Annotated in this window: 18 protein-coding genes and 1 pseudogene; 8 read left to right on the top strand and 11 right to left on the bottom strand. The window is 71.2% G+C overall.

Going from position 1 to position 17,739, the window contains the following annotated elements:
* Positions 1 to 16 precede the first annotated feature (16 nt).
* Complete coding sequence (locus tag ACFYTE_RS07890; protein ID WP_388706348.1) at positions 17 to 664, bottom strand: FMN-binding negative transcriptional regulator; 648 nt, start codon at positions 662 to 664, stop codon at positions 17 to 19.
* A 33-nt stretch (positions 665 to 697) separates the two neighbouring features.
* Positions 698 to 1,534, bottom strand: coding sequence for an EamA family transporter (locus ACFYTE_RS07885; protein ID WP_388706345.1), 837 nt, complete (start codon positions 1,532 to 1,534; stop codon positions 698 to 700).
* A gap of 119 nt (positions 1,535 to 1,653) precedes the next feature.
* Here ACFYTE_RS07885 and ACFYTE_RS07880 point away from each other — a divergent pair, with 119 nt between their 5' ends.
* Positions 1,654 to 2,238, top strand: coding sequence for a helix-turn-helix domain-containing protein (locus ACFYTE_RS07880; RefSeq protein ID WP_388706342.1), 585 nt, complete (start codon positions 1,654 to 1,656; stop codon positions 2,236 to 2,238).
* A 118-nt stretch (positions 2,239 to 2,356) separates the two neighbouring features.
* On the opposite strand, the gene ACFYTE_RS07875 is transcribed toward ACFYTE_RS07880, so the two are convergent.
* A complete protein-coding gene (locus ACFYTE_RS07875) occupies positions 2,357 to 3,094 on the bottom strand; it encodes a LysR substrate-binding domain-containing protein (protein WP_388706339.1) in 738 nt (245 codons plus the stop codon).
* A gap of 293 nt (positions 3,095 to 3,387) precedes the next feature.
* Between ACFYTE_RS07875 and ACFYTE_RS07870 the strand changes: the two genes are divergently transcribed.
* Together ACFYTE_RS07870 and ACFYTE_RS07865 are read left to right on the top strand one after the other, a co-directional pair.
* Positions 3,388 to 4,425 (top strand): diaminopropionate ammonia-lyase, encoded by a 1,038-nt coding sequence (locus ACFYTE_RS07870; protein WP_388706336.1) that lies wholly within the window; start codon positions 3,388 to 3,390, stop codon positions 4,423 to 4,425.
* Positions 4,422 to 4,754 (top strand): hypothetical protein, encoded by a 333-nt coding sequence (locus ACFYTE_RS07865; RefSeq protein WP_388706333.1) that lies wholly within the window; start codon positions 4,422 to 4,424, stop codon positions 4,752 to 4,754. The genes ACFYTE_RS07870 and ACFYTE_RS07865 overlap by 4 nt, the downstream gene beginning before the upstream one ends.
* 14 nt (positions 4,755 to 4,768) lie before the next feature.
* On the opposite strand, the gene ACFYTE_RS07860 is transcribed toward ACFYTE_RS07865, so the two are convergent.
* Positions 4,769 to 6,061 carry a cytochrome P450 gene (locus ACFYTE_RS07860; RefSeq protein WP_388706330.1) on the bottom strand — a complete coding sequence of 431 codons (1,293 nt, stop codon included), beginning with the start codon at positions 6,059 to 6,061 and terminating at the stop codon, positions 4,769 to 4,771.
* A 299-nt stretch (positions 6,062 to 6,360) separates the two neighbouring features.
* Between ACFYTE_RS07860 and ACFYTE_RS07855 the strand changes: the two genes are divergently transcribed.
* Together ACFYTE_RS07855 and ACFYTE_RS07850 are read left to right on the top strand one after the other, a co-directional pair.
* Positions 6,361 to 6,753, top strand: coding sequence for a SpoIIE family protein phosphatase (locus ACFYTE_RS07855; RefSeq protein WP_388706327.1), 393 nt, complete (start codon positions 6,361 to 6,363; stop codon positions 6,751 to 6,753).
* 106 nt (positions 6,754 to 6,859) lie between these two features.
* Positions 6,860 to 7,114 (top strand): annotated as a pseudogene (locus ACFYTE_RS07850) (histidinol phosphatase); the annotation flags it as partial.
* On the opposite strand, the gene ACFYTE_RS07845 reads toward ACFYTE_RS07850, so the two are convergent.
* From ACFYTE_RS07845 to ACFYTE_RS07825, 5 genes are all read right to left on the bottom strand, one after another.
* A complete protein-coding gene (locus ACFYTE_RS07845; protein ID WP_388706324.1) occupies positions 7,042 to 7,284 on the bottom strand; it encodes a hypothetical protein in 243 nt (80 codons plus the stop codon). The pseudogene ACFYTE_RS07850 and the gene ACFYTE_RS07845 sit on opposite strands and share 73 nt — an antisense overlap.
* A 16-nt stretch (positions 7,285 to 7,300) precedes the next feature.
* The gene (locus ACFYTE_RS07840) at positions 7,301 to 7,969 is read right to left on the bottom strand and encodes a DUF5134 domain-containing protein (RefSeq protein WP_388706321.1); all 669 of its coding nucleotides are present in this window, start codon (positions 7,967 to 7,969) and stop codon (positions 7,301 to 7,303) included.
* Positions 7,966 to 9,438: a PepSY-associated TM helix domain-containing protein gene (locus tag ACFYTE_RS07835; RefSeq protein ID WP_388706318.1), complete on the bottom strand. Its 1,473-nt coding sequence runs from the start codon at positions 9,436 to 9,438 to the stop codon at positions 7,966 to 7,968. The genes ACFYTE_RS07840 and ACFYTE_RS07835 overlap by 4 nt, the downstream gene beginning before the upstream one ends.
* Positions 9,439 to 10,012: 574 nt before the next feature.
* The gene (locus ACFYTE_RS07830) at positions 10,013 to 11,314 is read right to left on the bottom strand and encodes an MFS transporter (RefSeq protein ID WP_388706315.1); all 1,302 of its coding nucleotides are present in this window, start codon (positions 11,312 to 11,314) and stop codon (positions 10,013 to 10,015) included.
* A 115-nt stretch (positions 11,315 to 11,429) separates the two neighbouring features.
* On the bottom strand, positions 11,430 to 12,389 hold the full coding sequence (locus ACFYTE_RS07825; RefSeq protein WP_388706312.1) for an NADP-dependent oxidoreductase: 960 nt from the start codon (positions 12,387 to 12,389) through the stop codon (positions 11,430 to 11,432).
* A 156-nt stretch (positions 12,390 to 12,545) separates the two neighbouring features.
* On the opposite strand from ACFYTE_RS07825, the gene ACFYTE_RS07820 reads away from it, so the two are divergent.
* Positions 12,546 to 13,436 (top strand): LysR family transcriptional regulator, encoded by an 891-nt coding sequence (locus ACFYTE_RS07820; RefSeq protein WP_388706792.1) that lies wholly within the window; start codon positions 12,546 to 12,548, stop codon positions 13,434 to 13,436.
* Positions 13,437 to 13,671: 235 nt separating this feature from the next.
* Positions 13,672 to 14,349 carry a GAP family protein gene (locus ACFYTE_RS07815; protein ID WP_388706310.1) on the top strand — a complete coding sequence of 226 codons (678 nt, stop codon included), beginning with the start codon at positions 13,672 to 13,674 and terminating at the stop codon, positions 14,347 to 14,349.
* Positions 14,350 to 14,388: 39 nt separating this feature from the next.
* On the opposite strand, the gene ACFYTE_RS07810 is transcribed toward ACFYTE_RS07815, so the two are convergent.
* Positions 14,389 to 15,456, bottom strand: a complete 1,068-nt coding sequence (locus tag ACFYTE_RS07810; RefSeq protein ID WP_388706307.1) for a GAF domain-containing protein — start codon at positions 15,454 to 15,456, stop codon at positions 14,389 to 14,391.
* Positions 15,457 to 15,846: 390 nt separating this feature from the next.
* Between ACFYTE_RS07810 and ACFYTE_RS07805 the strand changes: the two genes are divergently transcribed.
* Entirely contained in the window at positions 15,847 to 16,587 is a 741-nt protein-coding gene (locus tag ACFYTE_RS07805; protein ID WP_388706305.1) for a TetR/AcrR family transcriptional regulator, read from the top strand.
* A gap of 161 nt (positions 16,588 to 16,748) precedes the next feature.
* Here the strand turns inward: ACFYTE_RS07805 and ACFYTE_RS07800 are convergent, their stop codons facing one another.
* Positions 16,749 to 17,510, bottom strand: a complete 762-nt coding sequence (locus ACFYTE_RS07800) for a DeoR/GlpR family DNA-binding transcription regulator (protein WP_388706302.1) — start codon at positions 17,508 to 17,510, stop codon at positions 16,749 to 16,751.
* Positions 17,511 to 17,739: the final 229 nt, after the last annotated feature.

Raw genomic sequence — 17,739 nt, 5'->3', positions numbered from 1 at the left:
AGGTGCGCGGTCGGGGTCAGGGTTTCCAGGGGCCGATGCGGTCCAGGCGGCGCCGCTGTTGGCGCGCCGTGGGTGCATCCAGCGCCTCGCCGCGGGCGGTGAGGCTATCGGCGACGGTGGCCCGGTGCTCGACGGGCTTGTGGTCGTCGTACTTGAACTTGGCCCGCACCTCGGTCACGTCAAGGACCAGGCCGCGGATGCCGGGCAGCATCCGCCCGTACGGCGGCTGGTCGGGCGCGACGTGGGCGTGGTCGCCGTCGGGCTGGAAGTGGGCCAGTTGCTGGCGCAGCAGTTCGGCCTTGGCCTCCGGATCGTCGACGATGCGGGCCTGGCAGACGAACTGGACAGCCGCGTAGTAGCTGGTGGGCACGCCGTCGGTGGGCGGGATGTCGGGCTTCGCGCGCCAGGGGCCGGGGACGAAGGCGTAGTCGCCGATCACGGTGAAGGTGACGTTCGGGTCGTACTCGATCGACTCCCAGACCGGATTCGGGCGGGCCAGATGGATCAGCAGCCGGTCGCCGTCGGGGACGAAGTGGGTGGGCACGGTGGTGGGCGCGTGGCCGGGCAGGCCGTTGACGCTGAGCAGTCCGAAGTCGTGACCGTCAGCGATCCAGGACCGCCACTCGGCCTCGTCCAGGGCCGCGTCCCAGGGCTGGATGAACATGCCGGGGCTCCTTGCGGTGGGAGGGGTGCGGGATCAGGTCAGGGCGAGGAGGCTGACCGCGACCGCGGCCGCTCCCAGACCCACGAGCTGACCCTTGTGGATGCGTTCGGCGAGCACGCTGCGGGCGAGCAGCACCGTTCCGGCCGGATACAGGGCGGTGATCACGGCGACGACGGTGAGATCACCGCTGCGCGCGGCGAGCAGGAACAGCAGGTTCGCCAGCGAGTCCAGCACACCGGCGGTGGCCGACAGGACATATGCGGGCTTCTCGGGGCCGAGCCTGCGGTGCAGCAGCCCGGCCGCCGTCAGGGTGACGGCCGAGGAGACCGCTCTGCCGATGACCAGCGGGGCCACGCCGCTGTCGGAGGGTGTCTGGTGCAGGAAGATCAGCTGCAGGGCGATCGCGGCGCCCGCGCCGAAGGCCAGCAGCAGTGCCGTACGCGACGGCCGCGAGGAGCCTGCGCCGTGCCCGGCGCTGACCAGCACCACAGCGACCAGCGCGAGCGGCAGACCCAGCAGCCCGGCGAGACCCAGGTGCTCGCCCTGCAGGAGGCCCACCGTGACCGGGAGCGCGGCGGAGACCAGCGCGGTCACCGGGGAGAGCACGTTCATCGGGCCGATGCCGAGGGTCTTGTAGAGCAGGGCGAAGGCGGCGGCCGACGCCACACCGGAGGCGGCGCCCCAGCCGAGCGCGGCAGGGCTGAAGGAGGCGCCGAGCACGGGCCACAGCAGCAGCTCGACCGCGAGGCTGGCCGGGGCGGCGACCGTCACGGTGCGCAGCACATGGGCCTTCCGGGCGCCCAGGCCGCCGAGGAAGTCGGCGCACCCGTAGGCCAGTGAGCTGCCCAGGGCCAGCAGCAGAGCTATCACGAGACGATCCCCTACGATTACAGTGGAACGACTAGACCGTACAACGAAACGACCACGGCGTGTCAACCGAACGACCGGGTGGCGCATTGCACTGACCGAATGGTGAGGATGGTGATCACGTGGCAGAGGCAGAGGCGGCCCTGCGCACGCTCGCCCACAACGTCCGCGCGGCCCGCACCCGCGCCGGTCTGTCCCTGGACGAGCTGGGGCGCCGCGCCAAGGTGAGCAAGGGGGCGCTGGTCGGCCTGGAGAAGGCCCAGGGCAACCCGAACTTCGCCACCCTGGTCCGCCTCGCCGACACGCTCGGCGTCTCGGTGTCCGCCCTGCTGGAGGGTGCGGCTCAGGAACGGGTCCGTGTGGTGTCCGAGGATGCCGTGATGCCGCTGTGGGCGGGAGAACAGGGCAGCGAGGCCCGCCTCATGCTGACGACCTCAGGCGCCGCCCCGGTCGAGGTGTGGCGCTGGCGGCTCAATCCGGGAGAGGAGTACGCCAGCCACCCCCACCAGGCCGGCGTCGTCGAAACCGTCAGTGTCACCTCGGGCCGGATGCTCCTCGTCGTCGACGGCGCGGAACATCCCGTTGACGTCGGCCAGACCGCCACCTTCGACGCCGACGCCCCCCACACCTACCGGGGGGCGGGTGACGAGACCTGCCACCTCGTCATGACGGTCCATCTGCCGCCGGGCCCGACACCCATGTCCTGATGACCGCCGACGCCGAACCCATGGCGGCCCAGGCGGACGATGAGGGCGTCGAGCCGGGCTCCTGCCGGCGTCGATGCCGGGCCAGATCGCCGTCGCACGCTCTCCACTGGTCGTTTGCTCACCTGGCCGAGTTCGACGCCGCGCATGTCGAAGCGGGTCGCGTCCTCAGGGACGTCGGCGGCTTCCGGCGTCTGTCGCAGGCGAGCGCCAGGGCGTTGCGACAGGCCTGGACCGTCGGATGACCCATGGCGTCCCTGTGAGTCGCCGTCATGATCTTCCGATACTGAGGGCCACCGGGGAAGTCGAGCAGAGTGATGCCCGGACCGCTCACGGGCCCGAGGAGGTCCGGAAGGACGGCGACGGCATGTCCGTCGGCGACCAACTGCCGCTGGACGAGCAGGTCGGCGGTGGTATAGCGGATGTCCGGTTCGAAACCGGCCTCCCGACAGGACATGTGTATCCACTCCCTCGACGCCGCCCCCGGGGGTCCGACCGCCCAGGGGCGCCCGGCCACGTGATCCCACACCGCGTCGGGGGTCACCTTCGCGTCGGCGGGCAGGGCGATCCGCAGCCGGTCCTTCATCAGCTCCTGGTAGTCGATACCCGGATCCTGGGAGAGCGGGTGGTGGGGGAACTCCTCGACGATCACGCGATCGAACTCGTGTGCCGTCATGCGCGGCAGTGCGCTCTGCGGCTCGTCCTGGACGACTTCGATCCGTAGCCGCGGATACGCCCTGCCCATGTCCGTGAGGAGGTCGGACACCAGGTCCAGGAAGGCTGTCTGGTAGGTCGCGATCCGTACGGTGCCCGTGAGTTCGGCCAAGGAGTGGGCGATGGCGGCCTCGGCCGCCTCCATCTGGCCGACGAGGATCAGATCGTTGAGGTGCTGTAACTGAGCGCCCGAGCGACCGCGCTCAGCGTTCCCCGGCGGTGCAGCTCCAACAGGAGCCTCAAGCGGTGCAGATCGTACAAGGCGGCCCAACCGTTCAGCATGATCGAACAGATTGACTCGATGATTGTCGCTTTGCGTTAAGGATGCGACATGTGAGCGTGCAGTGTATGCCGTCACTCACCGTCTCCGGGCGTTCCTGGTGGTCAAACCCATCAGCCGCCGACTGGAGCTGCCCGCCTCCCCCGTCGGGGGCCGCCGTGTTCCACCGTTCCCTGCCCGGCTACCGGGCCACGCCGTTGTCGGACGTCCCCTCACTCGCGGCGGAGTGGGGGGTGAGGCGGGTCGTCGTCAAGGACGAGTCGGCTCGTCTTGGCCTTCCCTCTTTCAAGGCACTCGGCGTGTACTACGCCGTCTACCGAGTCGTCCAGGACCTTCTCGGCGGCGCCGCCATCCAGCCCGACGTGGCGGCGCTGCGCACGGCGGCACAGCGCGTCCCGGGCCTGGTGCTCGTCACCGCGACCGACGGCAACCACGGCAGGGCCCTCGCCCATGTCGCGCGGATCCTGGGGGTGCCCGCGCGCATTTTCGTACCCGACGTCGTCTCCCCCGCCGCGATCGAGGCAGTGCGCCAAGAGGGCGCCGACGTCGTCGTGATACCGGAGAACTACGACGACACCGTCGCGCTGGCCGCGGTCGACAGCGCGTCCCGCCCCGGCGCCGTCCTGGTCCAGGACACCGCCTGGGAGGGGTACGAGACCATCCCGCAGTACATCGTCGACGGCTACTCGACGATGTTCGGCGAGATCGACGACCAGCTCGGTGCCGACGCGGCGTCCCTGGTCGTGACCCCGATGGGCGTCGGCTCCCTCGCCCAGGCCGTGGTCACCCACTACAAGAGCAGGCGCCGGCGGGTCGCGGTGCTGGGAGCCGAACCCGATTCGGCCGCCTGCGTGCTGACCAGTCTGCGCGCCGGCCGCCCGGTCAGCGTCTCCACCGGCGCCACCGTCATGGCCGGACTGAACTGCGGTACACCGTCCTCGCTCGCCTGGCCCCACCTGCGCGAGGGCCTGGACGCCACCGCCGTCGTGTCCGACGCCGAGGCGCTCGCCGCCGCCCGGCAGCTCGTGGACGCGGGCATCCCCGCGGGCCCCTGCGGAGCCGCTTGCGTGCCCGCCGTGCGGTCCGTGCTGGCCGACCCCGAGGGCCGGGCGGCCCTGGGGCTGACCTCCGAGTCCGTCGTGGTACTGCTCAGCACGGAGAGGTCCCGGGAGCACCCGGGCGAAGGCAAGGGATGATCATGGAAGGCTGCCCCGAGGTCGTCGAACTGCTCCGGGAACTGGTGGAGATCGACTCGGTCAACCCGGATCTGGCCCCGGACGGCGGCGGCGAGACCGCGATCGCCCGCCACATCCACGACTGGGCGGTCGCACAGCTAGTCGGCTCAGTCGGCTCACATCGCACCGGCCCTCGTTCAGGCTGGTTCGAGTTTGATGACGCGATCGGCGCTGACCACCGGCGCATGGGTTATGCGGCAGAATCCGTATTGCTGCTGCGCTTCATGTTTGCCGAGCGGCGCTACTTGATCAAGGTTCGCTGTTCGCGGGTGGAGGCGGCCTGTCGCTGAAAGCAGGGCTGTCCTCAGCTGCGCAAGGTGGCCCGCAGGCGCAAGCCGACAGTGGTGAGACCCCCGAAGGTGGCGAGCTGGTAGCTGGGCTCCGGTCCGGGCGGCTCGCTCAAGTGGTGGCAGCGGGCGGTCTGTGCAGTCAGGAGCGTCAGCATCGCCATGGCCAGGGCGGCTCCCTCGCAGCCATGCGGCCCGGTACCGAAGGAGAGGAAGACCCCGGGTTTCACCGGCGAGCCCGAATCATCGAGCCAGCGCTCGGGCTGGAACTGGTCCGGCTCAAAGTGTTCCCGTGCGTCGCGATGGGCGGTGTAGGGGCAGACGAGAACGGTGGACCCGGCGTCGATGGTGTAGTCGGCGAGCTGAGTCTGTCTCGTGGTGCGCCGGGTCAGTAGCCAGCTCGGGGGGTGCAGCCGGAGCACCTCGTGTACCAGTGCCTGGGTGTACTGCAGGCTGTCGAGGTGGGCGCTGGTCGTCGCGGCCGGGTCCGCGGGCAGCAAGGCGGCTTCGGCCGCGACGCGGCCGGCTGCCTGGGGGTGCCGGGCCAGGTGGAGCAGGATCCATCCGGCTGCCCGGGAAGGTGTCTCGAAGGTGGCGACGGTGATTCCGGGGAGAGTGTCGAGGATGGCCTCTTCCGGCACTAGGCCGTGTCGGGAGGAGGGCCGGAGCATCTGCCCCAGCACGTCGTCACCGAGTCGGCCCGATGAACGGCGCCGGCGGACGATGGGGCGCAGAGCGTTGGTGAAGGCGACTTGCTGCCGTGTGCGAAACCGCCGTGCCGGTGTCGGGATCCAGCGCGGCCATACCCAGCGCGAGGGGCGTTCGAGCATCTCCCGGGCCAAGAAGAGCTGTGCGGCAAAGGGCAGCAGGGTGGGAGCGTCTTCGGAGAAGAGGTAGCGCAGGCCGATCTCTGCCAGGGCGTCCCGGACCGCGGGCAGAACCTCGACGTCCTGCCCCGTGGGCCACTGGTCGGCAAATCGACCAGCCGCGGGCGCGATCTCACCGATCCGGGCTGCAACCGCCTGCGGGCGTAGTCCGCGCATGCGGGCGGCGTGCGCGTGGGCACGCTCCTCAGGCGTCGGTGCTCCGCTCGACCGTTTCAACGGCGGGAAGAGAGGCGAGGACGCCTTGGGGAAGTCCTGCGCGCGGTGCAGGACTTCTTCACACGGCGCGGCAGTAGCGGCTACGTAGACACCCGGCTCCAGCTGCCAGACGTCCCCGCACTCGTCGGCGCCACGGCGCGCCAGTGTCAGCCGGTCGCGGCTCCAGGCCGCGAAGCTGCCTTCGGGCAACCGCGGCGGCTGATTCATTCGGCCCATGAGATCGTCCCTGACTCTTGTACCCGTCCAGGTCGATATCGTCGGCAGCGTGGCCGGGAGCCGGCGGGCACCCGGGGGCGCCCGCCGGCAGTGCGGTCAGATCGAGTCGTCGCCGGCGTACGCATGCCAGTCGTGTTCCCCGTAAGCACCGTAGTGACGGGTGAAGGACAGCTTGCCGAGCAGCTTGGCGATCATGATGCACTCCTCTCACCGGTCTGAGCACTCGCAGCCGGGGGCTTGACGAAGAAGGTCCCCCAGCTGCAAACACCACACACTCCACCTTGCCACACATGCCACACATGTCGAACTCGGGGCATCCGTCGCACACATGGCTGCATGCGCCGCTGCTCCTCCACACCGACGGCGTCATGGAGGCCCGTGACACGAGACGCAGCTTCCACCCGCTGGAAGAGCGGGTCGCGCACTGGGCGAGGCGAGGTCCCGCGGCACTCGTCCAACACGTCCAGCGAGATCTCCTCGCCCACGTCCGCGGGGCACTCGGCGACGACGCGGCCGTCGTCGCCGTACAGTGCGTGCACGTCCCGTCACTCAGCGGGCTCCACCTCGGCGGTCTCCTGCACGGCGCCAGCCTGGTGCAGTGCAGCCCTGGTCCGCGGGCATGGTGCTTGCGGCACGGGAGACGGTGCATCACGTCGTCTTCGTGTGCGGCGCCCGCAGCCTGATCCTCCCGAGCCCCGTGGAGCCCATCCTGCGCTACCTGACGAGGTATCAACTCCACGACAACGACGATCACATGCCGGCTGGGCGAGGCACTGCCCGTGCCGGCCAAGACGCGTTCTCATCGCTCGCGCCCTCGCCCAGCAGCCGTCCCTCCTCGTCCTGGACGAACCCAACAACCACCTGGACATCCGCCACCAGTTGGAGGTCCTCGGCACCTTGCGGCGGCTGCCCGCGACGGTCCTGGTGGCCCTGCACGACCTCAACCTGGCCGCGTACTACTGCGACCGCCTCTACGTGCTGCGCGACGGCAAGGTCACCGCCTCCGGCCCGCCCGCCGACGTCCTCACACCCCAACTGCCGGCACGCCCGGTCATCTCCATCAGCTTCAGGGACGCTGCTCGCCACAGGCGGCGCACGGTCCAGCTGATGACCTGCAACATGTGGTCGAGGAAGGGGTCGCCCGGCGTTCCGGCAGCGGCTCCGGCGGGGTCTGGTGCGAGCCGCCGGTCCAGGCGTTCCGGCAAGGTGATCACGCGGGTTCGCTCCGCTTCACACGAGCAGGACGCACATCACCGCCATCCCCAGTGCCATCGCCGCATGGCAGCCGAGCGCCAGGGCACCGGCGACGCTGTCGCCCGGCGGCCTGGCCGTCGGGGCTGTCGGGGCCGGCCGGGCGGCCGGGTCCAAGGCTCGCGCCCGGTCGAGCGCACGGGCCAGCCAGACCAGGCCGATGCCGGCCAGGACGGCGGCGAGCACTCCCGCCACCAGTCTCGGTCCCGTACCGCTCAGGGTCATGGCGGCAAGCCCCGAGGCATCGGCCATGTGCATGTCGTGCATGCCGCCTGCGCCCGAGTGACCGGCCATCGCGCCGGAGGAGTTCATCGCCGCGACCATCCAGGCCATGGCTCCCATCATCACCACGTGCGGCCAGGCGGCGAGCACCGCCCCGCGCCGGGAACGGTCGCCGGCACGGAACGGGGCGGCGGAGAGGAACCACAACGCGCCCGCCGAGAACAGCACGACCTGGGGCTCGGCCGACAGGTCCATGCCCCACGGCCAGGCCATCGCCGCCATCAGCACACCCATCACCGCGTGCAGCGCGTGGTCCACCCGTTCGGCGACCCGCGTCCCGGGCAGGACGGCCCGCCACACCCCGTAGCCGACGGGTGCGGCGAACAGCAGGGTGAGAATCCAGCGCAGTCCGGTCGCCGCGATCACCCGGTCACCCCTGTCCGGCGTCGCCGTACCGCTCCCACGGCCACGTCCACCAGGACGAACAGGAGCAGCGGCAGACCGAAGAACGGCACGTAGTAGCCGATGACCGCGGCCAGCAGCATGATCGGCGCGAGAACCCGGCCGGGCACCCTGCGCCACGCCCCGTGCGCCGGGGCGCGTCCGACGGCGAAGGCTTCCGCGCGGGTCGGCCGGCGCAGCCACCACATGCGATAGCCCCACAGGGTCATCGCGATCACGGCGACGGCGAGCAGCGCCAGGACGATCTGGTTGGCGAGGCCGAACAGCAGCCCCATGTGCGCGTCGATGCCCCACGAGGTCAGCTTGGCGAGCAGCGGGAAGTCGTCGAAGTCCAGCTTCTGCGTCACCTTGCCGGTGGCCGGGTCGACCGCGACGGAGTCCTGCTGCTCGGGCCAGCTCCGGGTGTTCTCCTTCACGGTGTACGCGGAGTCCACGTCGGCGGGCGGGGTGATGACGAGCACGCCGACGAGGCCGGCGTCGCGGGCGGCGGCGACGACCGCGTCGATACCGACGTCCTTCGTCCCTCGTCCCGTGCCTCCGGCCGAGTCGTCGGTGGCGGGCAGGGCCGTGGTGACCGCGGGGGTGCTGCCGCCCAGGGCGTCCTGGATCTTCCCGATACTGGCGCCCGCATGGGCGGACCAGGTCAGACCGGTCGCGGACAGGGCGAGCAGGCCGACACAGGCCCACAGACCGACCGCGCCGTGCCAGGACAGCGTGCGGCTACGGCCCTTGGCGCCGCCGCGCGGCAGCAGCAGGTGGCGCAGGCGCCGACGGTTGCGCGGGGTGCCGGCCCACAGGGCGAGGCCCCCGAGCACCTCGACCCACAGCCAACTCGCGGCGATCTCACTGTAGTTGCGGCCGAGGCCAGCCAGGTGCAGGTTGCGGTGCAGGTCGTCGAGCCACGCCCGGGCCGGCAGCCACTGGCCGAACGTCTTCAGCTCCCCGAGCACCTTGTTGTCGTACGGGTCGACGAACGCGGTGAGCGTGTACCCCTCGGGCAGGTCGTCCTTGCTGAAGGTCACGCGGGTGGAGTCGGTGGGCCCGGCCCCCTTCGTGACCGACAGCACGGTAGCGTCGGGCACCGCTCGCTTCGCCGCGGCCACCTGACCGGCCAGCGGCTCGGCCGATCCCCGCGGAGTCACTTTCAGTTCGTGTTCGTACAGCATCGACTCGACCTGCGGCGTGACGGTATAGGCGAGTCCGGTCAGCGCGGCGACAAGAATGAACGGGCCGACGAGAATGCCGGCGTAGAAGTGCAGGCGCAGCAGCAGGGGCCGCAGGGCACTCCACAGGCCGGGCGTGGCGGGGGCAGGACCGGGAATCGACTCGCCGGTCGACTGCGGCGCCGGCGGTATGTCCGCGTCGGCTTCCGGGCTCACGGCCCGAGTCACCGGCGCGGCCTTCGCGTCCGGCGGTATCCGGCTTTCGGACATCTTGAACTCTTCTCTCCCCGGGTCCTGTGGTCGGCCTGACCGGCGGTCACAGCACAGGAGTCGGAGCGGAAGCGTAGGGAGTTCCCGACGTTCGGTGTGACCGAGGTCACTGCATCGGGGTCGGAGTCCGCGCGCCGGGAGGCACACTCTGAGCCAGGCCGTCAGCGGCAGGCGGTGGACGAACTCCGGTACGGCGTGCAGGGCGAGGGCCGAGGTCTTGATCGCCCGGCCGCCGAGGGACCCCTCGCTCAGCCCGGGCAGGGCACCCAGCGCGAGGGCGAGCGGGACGGGTGCCGCCGGCGCCGTGCCGGCCAGGACCGTCGGCGCCGCGGACGGGCTGACGATCTCCTGAGCGACAGGCGAGTCGGTGAACGGTGAGGCTTCGGCCGGTTGACAGAAGCTCGACCGGCCGAAGGCCAAGAGTTGACACCTCGACACCTGCGTGAGCAAGGCTTCGCCGACGCACGGCAGGTCTGGTGCTCGGCGAGCGACGCGCCGGCGGCCACGCTGCGCTGAGCCACTGCCCGGCAGGACGCCAGGCACGCATCCGGCGCCACGACGCCGGGCCGCACGGTCAGGCGTCGGTGCCGGCCCCCGGCACGGTCTTCGACGCGTTGTCACGCCGCCGGGAGAAATGGCGGGAACTGGGTACGAGGGCGGCGACGGCCGGTGCGGCGAAGCAGGTCAGCGCGCACGCGGCGAGCACCGGTCCGGTGCCGAAGGCACCGATGGCGGGGGCGATCAGGGCGAGGCAGACCGGGGCCAGGCCGTAGGAGAGGAGGAAGTCCAGCGAGGAGACCCGGGCGAGCTTGTCGGGGGCGACCTCGCGCTGGGTGGCGGTGAACCACGGCACATTGAACAGTTCGATGCCGATTCCCGCGACGGCGTAGGCGGCCACCACCACGACCGGATGAACATGGGTCATGAGACTGAGCGGGGCGAAGCCGTAGGCGGCCAGACCCGCCAGAGCGGCCCAGCCCTGTGAGCGCGGGCGCCTGCGGGCGATGAGCAGCGCTCCGACGAGGGCCCCGGCGGTGTACGCGGTCGTCGCGCCGGCGAGCACCACCTCGCTGCCGTACTCGTCGCGGCTGACCAGGGGAAGTGCGACACCGGTGGCGGAGTAGCCGGTGGCTATGACGGCCGTCAGTGCGGCGAGACCGGCGAGGAACCAGGGGTGTTCGCGGGCCTCGCGTATCCCGTCGGCGAACTCGGTGAGGACCGAGCCCCGCGGGTCCCGCCCGCTGTTCCCGGCGCCCTCGCGCGCAGTGCCCGCACCGGGGCCGGGGAGGAGCGCGGCCAGCAGCCACAGCAGGCCGATGCCCATCAGCAGCGCCCCCGTGCCGAGGGACAGGGCGGCCAGTGCGGTCAGCGAGGGCCCTGCGAGGGTGGTGACCCGGACGGCCAGAGTGAGGGCGGCGTTGGCCTGTTGTCTGCGGTCTTCGTCGACTACCTCGGCGGTCAGTGCCTGATAGGCGGGCCGGCAGGCGCCCTGCCCCGCACCGGCGACGACTGCGGCCACCGCCATGAGCGGGACCGACCGGCCGAGTCCGGCGACCATCAGGGGTGCCGCGGCGGCGGCGGCCAGTCCCGCCCACAGGACGACGCCCCGCCGGCTGTGCCGGTCGGCGAGGACGCCCGCGACGGGCACCGCCGCGAGGAAGCCCAGCGTGCGGGCCGCGAGCAGCGCCCCGAGGCCGGCCCCGGTGAGTGTGCCGTCGAGCACCGCGAGTCCGAGCACGAACGGCAGCGCCCAGGTGGCCAGGCCCGACGCCGTGGCACCCGTCCACAACCGCAGGAAGGTCACATCCCGCAGAACGGACCGTTGCCGTGCCGCGACGGTCCCGGATCCAGTGACCGGGGCGGATATGTCTGCCATGGGCTGTGGCGTCGACCGCGGCCTGCGAAACCCTGGGAACGAGTACACACCCCGACCTTATTGCCTCATCTCTGCAATAACAAAGAACATGCAATTGGGGCATCATGGGCAGATGTCAGGCGATCTGCAGCACGGTCTTGCCGCGCAGGCCTGAGGGGGTGATGTCGCCCGCGAGGGCGCGCGGTGCCTCGGTCAGGGGAAGGAGCGAGCCGATGACCGGCCGGACCGTGCCCGCGGTGACCAGGTCGGCGATGCCGGCAAGCCGTTCGGGCTTGCGGTCGAGACGGTAGTTCGCGGTGCGGATCCGCTCCTGGGCGAGGAGGTGCTCGTCCAGGCCGAAGGCGGTCGAGAACAGTGCGCCCCCGTCGCGTACGGCGCCGGCCACCCTGGCGTTGGCCGAACGGTCACCGACGGCGTCGAGGACGGCGTCGACGCCGTCGGGTGCGAGCCTGCGCAGCACCTGGTCGACCGGCTCCTCGCCCCGGACGGCGATGTCGGCCGCGCCCAGCTTCCGCACGTCGTCGGCGAGTCGCGCGGACGCCGTCGCGATGGCCCGGATCCCTTGGGCCGCCGCGATCTGGACGGCGTAGGTGCCGACCCCGCCTGTCGCGCCGAGGACGAGCAGGGTGCCGTGGTCGGGTACCCGCATGTGGTCGATCGCGCCGAGTGCGGTCATGCCCGAGGTCGGCACCGCGGCGGCCAGGTGGCTGCGCAGGCCGTCCGGGACGGCGGCCAGTGCGCCGAGCGCGGGAACGGCCTGGACGACGGCGACCTCGGCGAAGGTGCCGAACTGGAGCGGCCTGCTCCAGAACTGGCCGAAGACGCGGTCTCCGACGGCGAATTCGGTCACGCCGTCACCGGTCGCGGTCACGGTGCCCGCGCCGTCCATGCCGAGGGTGAGCGGGAACCGGTACTCACCGAGGGCGGACAGGGAGCCGGAGGCGATGGCCGTGTCCAGCGGGTTGACCGACGCGGCTTCGACGGTGACCCGCACCTGGCCGGGGCCCGGCTCGGGCACGGGCCGCGTCGTGAGCTTCGGGGTCGCCCCGAACTGCTCGATGGTGACTGCTCGCATGAGCTTTCTCCGTTCTGCCCGGCGTCGGAGCCGTCCGTACGTTGCTCATGCCAGCATGGTCCGCGGCCGCACCTCGCGGAATGATCGATCAAGCAGCGATTATGAATACAGAAGCATTAATTTCGTTGCCGGTCAGGACATAATGGCTCCATGGCAGTGGAGTCCCGGAGCTTGCGCTACTTCGTCGCGGTGGCCGAGGAGCGCAACTTCACGCGCGCCGCGCAGCGGCTCGGCATCGCCGGCCCCGCACTGTCCCGCGCGATCCAGGCGCTCGAAGCCGACCTCGGCGTGCGCCTGTTCGAGCGGACCACGCGCAGGGTGGAGGTGACGGAACCCGGAGCGGTTCTGCTGGCCGGTGCACGGCCCGCGCTCGAAGCCCTCGACGCGGCGGTCCGGCGCGCCGTGCGAGCGGCGGCGCCGGACGGCAGGCTGCTGCTCGCCGTCAAGGCCGACGCCGACGGAGGACTGCTGGAGGACATCCTCGCCGCGGTGTCCGCCGAGCCCGATGCCGAACCCGTGGCGGTACGCCTGTGCGGCTGGGGCGAGCACATCGGGCTGCTGCGTTCGGGCGAGGCCGACGCGGCGCTGATGTTCGCGCCCCGTGACCGAGCCGGGATCGACACGGATGTCGTCGCGGTCGAACCGCATGTGGCCGCGCTGCCGGCCCGGCATGCCCTGGCCGCCTCCCGCCGGGTACGGCTGGCAGACCTGGGCGTCGGCTTCGACGAGGTCGACGACCAGGCCGAGCGTGCCATCGACGAGCAGGGGGTCCACGACCTCGCGCAGTTGCTCACCCTCGTCGGTCTCGGCGAGGCGACGACCGTCGTGCCCCGCTCGGTCGCCGCCGCGTATCCCCGGCCGGCCGTGGCCTACGTTCCGATCGAGGACTGCCCACCGGCCACGCTCGTCATCGCCTGGCCCGAGAACTCTCGCAGCCGGGGCGTGGCCGCTCTGGTACGCGCGGCGACCGCCGTCGCCTCCGCGCGAGGCATGGCCGGCAGCCCCGACCCGCCCGCGACGCGGCCCCGACGGGCGGGCAGGCGGTAGCCCGGCCTGGCATTTCCCGTCATCACCGGCGTCGCCCGGTGTGATGTCGACGTGGTGCTGCCCGCCACGGCTCTTCCGTGGCCTCACCTGTTCGCCGTCGGCCGGTGGCCGGTCCGTCCGACGCACCCCACGATGGGGAACGGGGCCGCCCCCGCAGCAGGTTGAGCACGCCGGATGCGAGGCGGCAGGTACGGGCGGTCCGCTCCGGATCATCCGTTCCTTACCGGAGGCCGCAGTGGGACACGCTGTCGGTGAAGTGCTGGGCCTGGCCGCCGGTGTCGCCGTCAGCCCGCTCCCGATCGTGGCGATCATCCTCATCCTGGCCACCCCGCGGGGGCGCCTGAACGGACCGCTGTTCGCCCTCGGCTGGCTTGTGGGACTCGCGGCGCTCGGCGCCGTCATGCTGGCCGTGGGCGGCACGGGCGGCGCCTCCGACTACCAGCACCCCGCTACCTGGGTCGGAGCCCTCAAGCTCGCTCTGGGCGCGCTCCTCGCCCTGTTCGGCGCCCGCCAGTGGCAGCGCCGTCCCAAAGACCCCTCCCAGGCACAGCTCCCGAAGTGGATGGCGGCGATCGACCGGTTCACCCCCGTCAAGGTGCTCGGCCTGGGGTTGCTGTTCTCGGCGGCCAACCTCAAGAACGCGCCCCTGACCATCGCCGCGGGCGCCTCGATCAGCTCCGCGGGGCTCTCCGTGCCCCAGCAGATCGGAACACTCGCGATCTTCGTGGTCATCGCCTCGCTCGGAGTGCTCGCACCACTTGCCGTCTACCTGGTCATGGGCGAGCGCGCCAGGAACATCCTCGGCAGTTGGCGGGACTGGGCCGCGCAGCACAACGTCGCCGTCATGGCCGCCCTTTTCTTCGTGCTCGGCCTCAAGCTCCTCGGCGACGGCGTCGGCAGCCTCGCCGGCTGAGCGAGCCGTGGTCGGCGATGGGCGGGTGGCGGTCCGTGATCACTGCACTTCCCTGACGCCCTCCTGTTCCGGGCCGGCGGCCGGCCGCCGCGCTCCGTCGATGCCGGGCCGGAACTCCAAGGTGAAGGCCGCGTTCCTGGCCGAGTCCTCCCAACCGCGCCAGACGTGCACATGCACGACCCGCACCCCTCGGACGCCACGGACGTCCCAGTCGGCGATCAGCTCGCGGGCGACGAGGGACGCGGCGTACACGGCGTCCTGGCCCGGACTGTCGGTGGTGATCCTGCCGCGCCACTGATCGGGGTGGACGCCGAAGCTGCGACATCCTTCGGGACCGTACGGCTCGTCCACCCGGTACGCCCAGTGCGTCGTGTCCCTCGTGGTCCCGTTCTTCGGCACGAGGCCCATGGGCCGGTCGAGACGGGTGCCGTCGTGCGGAAGGCCGGCCGGGTGGCCCGCGACATCGCCGCCGGCCAGGTGCCGTGCGATGGTCTCCCCCGCGAGCAGCCCGTACAGCTCCATGACCCTCAGCTCGCGTTCGGAGGGCCGGCCCGGCTGCGACTGGTGTGTCGAGACCATCCCGATGAGCCGCCCGGCACGATCGACCAGCGGCGTGGACTGCACCGAGCGGACACCTGCGGCGCGGAAGACCCTCTGGTGCGGGGTGAGGACGGGCTCGTCGCGGACGTCGGCCGTCACCGCCTGCGCGCCTTGCCGGGCGGCCCGTCCGCAGACGGAGCGGCTGTCGCGAACCACCGCGAAGTGGTCGAGGAACGCGTGCCGGAACCCGGACTGGGTGACCAGGATCAACGCGTCGTCCCGCGGGTCCACGACCTGGATGGTCCCGAACTCGGCGCCCATGAGCCGCATCGCGACTCCGGCGATCCGCGGGAGTACGGCGGCCAGCCGGGGCACATCGCGCAGTTCGGCCGCCGCGTCCTGCAGGTTCTTCAGGGCCTCGGGCTCATCCAGGCCGAGCGCGGCCCATGCGGCGAGCTGGTCGGCTCGCTGCGTGACGGCCACCGTGCGTAGCGGGTGTGGCCGCGTGGAGCCGTAGGAGGCCGTCACTCGCTCAAGCGGCTCGATGAGGTTGTGAGAGTGATTCATGTGCACCCTGGTGGGGGTCCCTTGTGATCGCGGTGGCTCAGATCCACAGCCCCAGAAGCACGTACCTCTTCGAACCCCTGGAACGACGGCACCAAGCCTACGACATAGCGCCCTAATTCACCCTACTATGTGACATTCGGCGCCCCAGGCGATGCATGGCACCGGCGACCGGGGCCTGCCTCGCGGCCCGGTGACCGCGAAACCCGCGGTCGGAGCCGGCCGCGAGAGATCCAGCCCCCGCCCGGCGAGGGCGCCTAGCAGGGCGCCGCTGACGACGGCGGACGCGCAGTCGCCGCCGGCCTCGCTGGTCGTCGGCGTTCGGCTTATCAATGCTACAAATGGCCGGTTAGTGTTGTTAATGTGGCTTTTGTGGCAGACAGGTCACCCGTGATGGATGCCCGGGATCGGCTGCTCCAGGCGGCGTCGCAGCTGCTGGCCCGCGGAGGGAGGGGAGCGGTGTCCACGCGCGCGGTGAGCGCCGTGGCGGGGGTGCAGGCGCCGACCATCTACCGGATCTTCGGCGACAAGGACGGACTGCTCGACGCCGTCGCGACCCTCGGCCTGCGGAACTACCTCGCCGACAAACACGCCCTCGGCGAGACCGACGACCCGGTGGAGGATCTGCGCCGCAGCTGGGACCTGCATGTGCAGTTCGGTCTGGCGAGGCCGGCCTTCTACACGTTGATCTACGGAGAGGGGCGTGCACAGGACTCTCCGGCGGGCCGAGAGGCCTACGGCGTCCTCTGCGACCAGATCGCCCGGGTTGCGGCGGCCGGCCGGCTGCGTATGAGCGTGGACCGTGCCGCCCGGATCGTGTACGCCGTCGGCGTCGGTGTCGTCATGTCCCTGATCGCCACCCCGCCCTCCGAACGGGACGCTGGGCTTTCCGCCGTGATCCGCGAACAGGTGCTGGCCGCGGTCACGACCGACGCCGAGGAACCACCCGCCACCTGCGTCGGACCGGCGAGCCGAGCCGCCGCGCTGCGCGAGGCGCTTCGCACCGGCGGCACCACGGTGCTCACGGCCGCCGAGCGCAACCTGCTCTTCGAATGGCTCGACCGCATCGCCGACGCCACCGACACCGGGCCCCGCCCCGCGAACGACAGGCCGGCACCCGGACCTCGTCCCTGACGCCGGCTGTCGACGCTCGGTCTCGGTCTCGGTCTCGGACTCGGACTCGGACTCGGACTCGGACTCGGTCAGGCTAGGCGTCCCGTCCGTCTGATCCGTACGCCTCACCGCCCGGCGAGGGCGCCCGTCCCCACCCCGCGCGGCGGCTTGTGCCGGGGTGGTCACCCGGCCGTGGTGACGGTGACTCCCATGTCGGCGATGGCGGTCAGGGCGTCGTCGGGGGCGCCCTTGCTGGTGACCAGGTGGTCGATCTCCGTGACCGGGCAGATCTTCGCGAAGGTGACCTTTCCGATCTTCGAGTGGTCCGCCAGCACGACGGTCCGGCTGCTGCTGTCGGCGAAGGCGCGGTCGGTCGCGGCCTCCAACTGGTCGTGGGTCGTGCAGCCGTGCGCGGTGCTGATTCCGTCGACGCCCAGGAAGGTGATGTCCGTGTGGTGGTCGGCGAGGGTCTTCTCCGCGATGGGGCCGACGAGTTCGTAGCTCTTGGTGCGCGCGTAGCCGCCGACGACGACCAGGGTGACGTCCTGGTGCTGGACCATCTCGGCGGCGATGTTGACGGCGTTGGTCACGATGGTGAGCGGACCGCGCGCGGCGAGCACGCGCGCGACCTCGGTGACGGTGGTGCCGCCGGTCATCCCGACGACCGCGCCCACGGGCACCAGTTCGGCCGCGGCACGGGCGATGGCCTGCTTCTCCGGCCGCCAGTGCTCCGTACGGTGCTCGACCGGAAGCTCCAGTGCGGCGCCGCCGAGGACCGCCCCGCCATGGGTCCGGCGCAACAGGTTCCGGCCGCTGAGGTGCTGCAGATCGCGCCGGACGGTGGCGCCTGAGACGTTCAGCAGCCGGGACAGCTCGGTGACGTCGATGGCGCCGCGCGCTGAGACATGCTCAAGAATGCGCGCATGTCGCTCGGATTTCAGCATGGATCGAGCATAGACCCGGAGCCACCCCGGGCAGCCCGAGCTTTTCGCCGACCACGACCCGCCAAAGTCTTTGCCCATTTGAACAAGTTGCGCAAGTTCGATCTGTTGACATGACGATTGCTGCTCGCTTTACTCCATCCAACGCCAAGAATGAGCACCTGGCGCCAGAGGTACGCCCAGCCGGTAGCACGGTTCACGCACCGTAAGTCCGGACACAGTCGCCAGGACG

The sequence above is a fragment of the Streptomyces sp. NPDC004629 genome (assembly GCF_042873595.1).
Taxonomy (GTDB): Bacteria; Actinomycetota; Actinomycetes; order Streptomycetales; family Streptomycetaceae; genus Streptomyces.
Note: the sequence above shows the minus strand (reverse complement) of the source record. Positions and strands in the feature narration are given on the sequence as shown.

Excerpts from the sequence above, each read along its gene's own strand:
- ACFYTE_RS07830 (WP_388706315.1), bottom strand. The coding sequence starts at position 11,314 with ATGGCAGACATATCCGCCCCGGTCACTGGATCCGGGACCGTCGCGGCA.
- ACFYTE_RS07855 (WP_388706327.1), top strand. The coding sequence starts at position 6,361 with ATGCCACACATGTCGAACTCGGGGCATCCGTCGCACACATGGCTGCAT.
- ACFYTE_RS07865 (WP_388706333.1), top strand. The coding sequence starts at position 4,422 with ATGATCATGGAAGGCTGCCCCGAGGTCGTCGAACTGCTCCGGGAACTG.
- ACFYTE_RS07890 (WP_388706348.1), bottom strand. The coding sequence starts at position 664 with ATGTTCATCCAGCCCTGGGACGCGGCCCTGGACGAGGCCGAGTGGCGG.
- ACFYTE_RS07875 (WP_388706339.1), bottom strand. The coding sequence starts at position 3,094 with ATGGAGGCGGCCGAGGCCGCCATCGCCCACTCCTTGGCCGAACTCACG.
- ACFYTE_RS07825 (WP_388706312.1), bottom strand. The coding sequence starts at position 12,389 with ATGCGAGCAGTCACCATCGAGCAGTTCGGGGCGACCCCGAAGCTCACG.
- ACFYTE_RS07835 (WP_388706318.1), bottom strand. The coding sequence starts at position 9,438 with ATGTCCGAAAGCCGGATACCGCCGGACGCGAAGGCCGCGCCGGTGACT.
- ACFYTE_RS07860 (WP_388706330.1), bottom strand. The coding sequence starts at position 6,061 with ATGAATCAGCCGCCGCGGTTGCCCGAAGGCAGCTTCGCGGCCTGGAGC.
- ACFYTE_RS07805 (WP_388706305.1), top strand. The coding sequence starts at position 15,847 with ATGGATGCCCGGGATCGGCTGCTCCAGGCGGCGTCGCAGCTGCTGGCC.
- ACFYTE_RS07810 (WP_388706307.1), bottom strand. The coding sequence starts at position 15,456 with ATGAATCACTCTCACAACCTCATCGAGCCGCTTGAGCGAGTGACGGCC.
- ACFYTE_RS07800 (WP_388706302.1), bottom strand. The coding sequence starts at position 17,510 with ATGCTGAAATCCGAGCGACATGCGCGCATTCTTGAGCATGTCTCAGCG.